This window comes from Kaistella sp., assembly GCF_041824135.1.
Classification (GTDB): Bacteria; Bacteroidota; Bacteroidia; order Flavobacteriales; family Weeksellaceae; genus Kaistella.
Genome location: NZ_JBGZYM010000092.1, coordinates 1 through 4,080, shown reverse-complemented (window position 1 = coordinate 4,080; position 4,080 = coordinate 1). Strand labels below are relative to the sequence as shown.

The following is a 4,080-nucleotide window of genomic DNA, read 5'->3' as shown; positions in this document are numbered from 1 at the left end:
GTTTCTTTATTGATCTCTCCAGAATTAAAAGCATCACTGCAAGGCACTATTGAAAGCGCCAAGAGATAAAAGCTAAAAATTAGAGTGAAAAATTTCATTGGGGTGCAAGATAGTAAGAATTTTTTTTAGATTGATATTTTTCCACAAAAAAAACTCCAAAGAATAATAAAATCTGGAATTGAACGTGCTTGAATTAAGTCGTTCTAAAAAGAAGTAAAAACCTTGTGATTAAATTTGATTTTAATGGATCATGTTTAGAAAGCAGATATGAAGCTGTTAATTATAATACTGCTTGGCAATTATTTGCCGTTCAAAAAAGTGAGTCTATCAGTTGCTGATGAGGTGAAATTAGTTCAAGATTGGAAAGACGACTACAAAAAATCATAACTAATATTTTATTTTGAGTTTAAAATGCTTAATCCCAATTTTGCCATTTCATTATCTGGATATTCCTGTAAAGTTTTCATGTAATAATCTTTCGCTTTTTCTTTATTATTGAGAGCCATATAGCAGTAAGAAATGTTGACCAAAGCCATTTCTCTATAAAGATGTTTCGACGCAGACAGTAAGGTAATGAAACGATAATTATCCACCCAAATATGATCGCCAAAGAACTTGGCACTTTGTTCAAATGAGGCGATTGCTTCTACATTCTTTCCTTCTTTTGTTAGTGTAATTCCTCTGGTATGATTTTTCAAAAAAACTTTCTTGAGACCAAAAGATAAGAGTAAATAGGTAAAACCTACAAAAATGAAAGGTTCTTTCACTTTCAACATATAAAAAATACCAAAAATAATTCCCATCAATATAAGTTGAGGAATTAAGGAAATCCATGCAATTGATCGATCTGTTGGAATTATTTTTTGGCTCATCAAAAAGATTACTTCATTATAAATCCAATCGGCGCGACAAGCTTACCCTTCTCGTACATATTTAAATATAGAACGACGGTATCTTTTTTTCCTTTATACGTTACCGAATATTTGTCCAGTAAGCCACCACCCATGGGACTGCTTTTCGATTTAAAGAAACAACAGCTGCCAATTCTGTCGTACGTTACCGCTTCACCATTTGGGCCACTGAGTGAATTCAAATATTTTCGTTCACTGACTGGTCCGCCTTCACCACCGCCAACTTTTATGGGATTCTTTTCAGTCAAGCCGTAGGTTGAATCTGTAGATTGATTTGATGAGGAGTCGGTAAGGTTGGTTGAAGAGCTGCAAGAACTCATTAATCCGAAAACCAGCACAGAAAGTATTATTTTTTTCATATTCAATAATTTAAATTTCTAATAGAATATTAAAGATAAAAAAAACACCTGACATTAACTTACTTCGCTCCACTTCTTCTCTTCAAAAAAAACAAAAAAATTCCCTCAGCAAAAACTGAGGGAATCTATATCTAAAAACTACAATTTTTTACAACTGCGGTCCTGCTGCTACTAATCTTTTCGCTTCGTCATTATCGCAATACTGTTCGAAGTTTTTGATGTAACGTGCGGCTAAATCTTTTGCTTTAACTTCCCATTCAGATGCACTTGCATACGTATTTCTTGGATCCAAAATTCCTTCAGAAACCTTCGGTAAAGATTTAGGGATTTCCAAATTCATTACTGGAATTGTAATTTTCTCTGCTTTGTCGATAGAACCATCGATAATCGCATCGATGATGGCACGCGTATCTTTCAGAGAAATTCTTTTTCCTGTACCGTTCCAACCGGTGTTCACCAAATAAGCTTTTGCTCCGTGCTCTTTCATTTTACCGATCAATGTTTTAGAATACATGGTTGGATGTAAAGTTAAGAACGCCTCACCAAATGCTGGAGAGAATGATGGTTGAGGTTCTGTAATTCCTCTTTCAGTTCCAGCTAATTTTGAGGTATAACCACAAAGGAAATGATATTGTGCCTGATCTTCGTTCAACACAGAAACGGGAGGCAATACTCCAAATGCATCTGCTGATAAATAAACGATTTTGCTCGCGTGTCCTGCTTTTGAAGGCAATACAATTTTGCTGATATGATATATTGGATAAGAAACTCTGGTGTTTTCTGTAATTGAATTATCTGTATAATCCGCTTCACCATATTCGTTAACTACTACGTTTTCTAATAAAGAATCTCTTCTGATCGCGTTGAAAATATCCGGTTCTTTATCTTCAGAAAGGTCAATTACTTTTGCATAACATCCACCTTCAAAATTGAAGACGCCATTGTCGTCCCAACCGTGCTCATCGTCACCGATCAGGTATCTTTTTGGATCTGCAGAAAGAGTCGTTTTACCAGTTCCAGAAAGACCGAAGAACAAAGCTACATCTCCTTCTTCTCCAACGTTTGCAGAACAGTGCATAGAAGCCATCCCTTTTAATGGAAGGTAATAGTTCATCATTGCGAACATTCCTTTTTTCATTTCACCACCGTACCAAGTACCGCCAATGATCTGCATTTTCTCTGTAAGATTGAACATTACAAAGTTCTCAGAATTTAAGCCTTGCTCTTTCCAGTTCGGATTGGTTGTTTTAGAACCATTCATTACGATGAAATCTGGCTCACCAAATGTTTCCAACTCAAAGTTAGACGGACGAATGAACATATTGGTTACGAAATGCGCTTGCCACGCAACTTCCATAATAAAACGAACTTTTAATCTTGTATCAGGATTGGTTCCGCAGAAAGCATCAACCACATATATTTTTTTTGATGAAGACAGTTGTTTTAAAACTAATTTCTTACAACTTTCGAAAACGTCAGCCGTAGTTGGCAAGTTCACTTTACCGTCCCAATGAATTGTATCTTTACTTACCTCATCTTTTACAATAAAACGATCCTTTGGGGAACGACCGGTGAAAATACCCGTTTTTACAGCTACCGCACCAGAATCGGTTACCGCACCTTTTTCAAAACCTGCATTTTTACTTGACATTTCCGCAACGAATAATTCTTCATAGCTAGGATTATAAGATACTTCTTCATAACCTGTAATTCCGAGATCATGGAGTTGTTGGATAATTTTAATGTTCTTCATAACGTCTTTATATTTCTGATTTTTTATTAAAAAACAAATTTAATGATTAATAGTCATTAACGAGGTTTTAAAAATAATGATATTCATCAGAATCTGCAAGAAACCACGAAATCTATAATTTACTGACTATCAATAAATTAAATCATCATAGCTAAAAACACTGGAAAAACCTTTTCCCAAAAAATAATCCTGGTAGCCTGAAAATTTAGAACTCATCACAAAATCTCCGCCCCAAGCACCTAAGCTTTTGACAAAAGAAGGACTGGTTTCGAAATATTTTTCTTTCGTGGTTTCGATTCCAAGGAACTCACTTAATTTCTTTTCGTGAAGAATCATTAAGTCGGAAAATTCTTCTAAAGTTTGAACTTCTAAAACCTGTTTAGTGATTGTAGAAAAATCTTCTATTAAATGCGACGATTTTTCTTTCGATCGATAAAGATCGATTCCTTCCCGACTGTTCTGTTTTTGATTGAGATGAATAAAAATTAAATCATTTTTAAAGGAAGGATCAAAATCGATTTTCTTAACATTTCTTTCAGGCTGATTTTGATAGAAAATCGCAGATTGTTCCTGAGCGACGGCAATATCGTAGCCACTTCCACCCAAACAGGCTTCATTCAGTTCGAACGCATCAATGTCTGCCCACTGCGCCAAATTATTCATTAAAGTAGAACTACTTCCCAAACCGAAATTAGCCGGAAACTGTAAATTAGTAGTAATTGAGTAAGATGAATCTTCTTTTAATACGTTAGAAGAAAGCTCTTTCACTTTCATTAAAACCTTCAGAATAAATGCAGCCGAGTCGTGAATATTGGTCGAAACCACTGTTCCATTTTGATAATCGATGGTTGCATTTAACCAGGATTTACCTTGATGAAGCGCCGTCCAATTGATTAGAGACTGTCCATCGAATTGCTCTGAAACAAAAAACTCTTGCCCCCATTTTGTTGGTAGAGCAAGAGCCAAGGCGCCATCGAGGACGACATATTCAGACGTGAGCAATAATTTTCCATGGGAAAAAATCATACTCTTGTATTTTTATATTGCAGAAGAAACT

The 4,080-nt window shown here is 35.3% G+C and carries 4 protein-coding genes; all 4 read right to left on the bottom strand.

Going from position 1 to position 4,080, the window contains the following annotated elements; translation table 11 throughout:
• Positions 1-395 precede the first annotated feature (395 nt).
• The 4 genes from ACEYOS_RS11685 to ACEYOS_RS11670 all read right to left on the bottom strand — a co-directional run bounded on the left by ACEYOS_RS11685 (position 396) and on the right by ACEYOS_RS11670 (position 4,049).
• Positions 396-872 carry a tol-pal system YbgF family protein gene (locus tag ACEYOS_RS11685; protein ID WP_373707375.1) on the bottom strand — a complete coding sequence of 159 codons (477 nt, stop codon included), beginning with the start codon at positions 870-872 and terminating at the stop codon, positions 396-398.
• Between the two features lie 8 nt (positions 873-880).
• A complete protein-coding gene (locus ACEYOS_RS11680; protein WP_373707374.1) occupies positions 881-1,270 on the bottom strand; it encodes a 2-dehydro-3-deoxyphosphooctonate aldolase in 390 nt (129 codons plus the stop codon).
• Positions 1,271-1,418: 148 nt separating this feature from the next.
• Positions 1,419-3,023 carry a phosphoenolpyruvate carboxykinase (ATP) gene (gene pckA, locus ACEYOS_RS11675; RefSeq protein WP_373707373.1) on the bottom strand — a complete coding sequence of 535 codons (1,605 nt, stop codon included), beginning with the start codon at positions 3,021-3,023 and terminating at the stop codon, positions 1,419-1,421.
• A 129-nt stretch (positions 3,024-3,152) separates the two neighbouring features.
• On the bottom strand, positions 3,153-4,049 hold the full coding sequence (locus tag ACEYOS_RS11670; protein WP_373707372.1) for a GYDIA family GHMP kinase: 897 nt from the start codon (positions 4,047-4,049) through the stop codon (positions 3,153-3,155).
• Between the last annotated feature and the right edge of the window lie 31 nt (positions 4,050-4,080).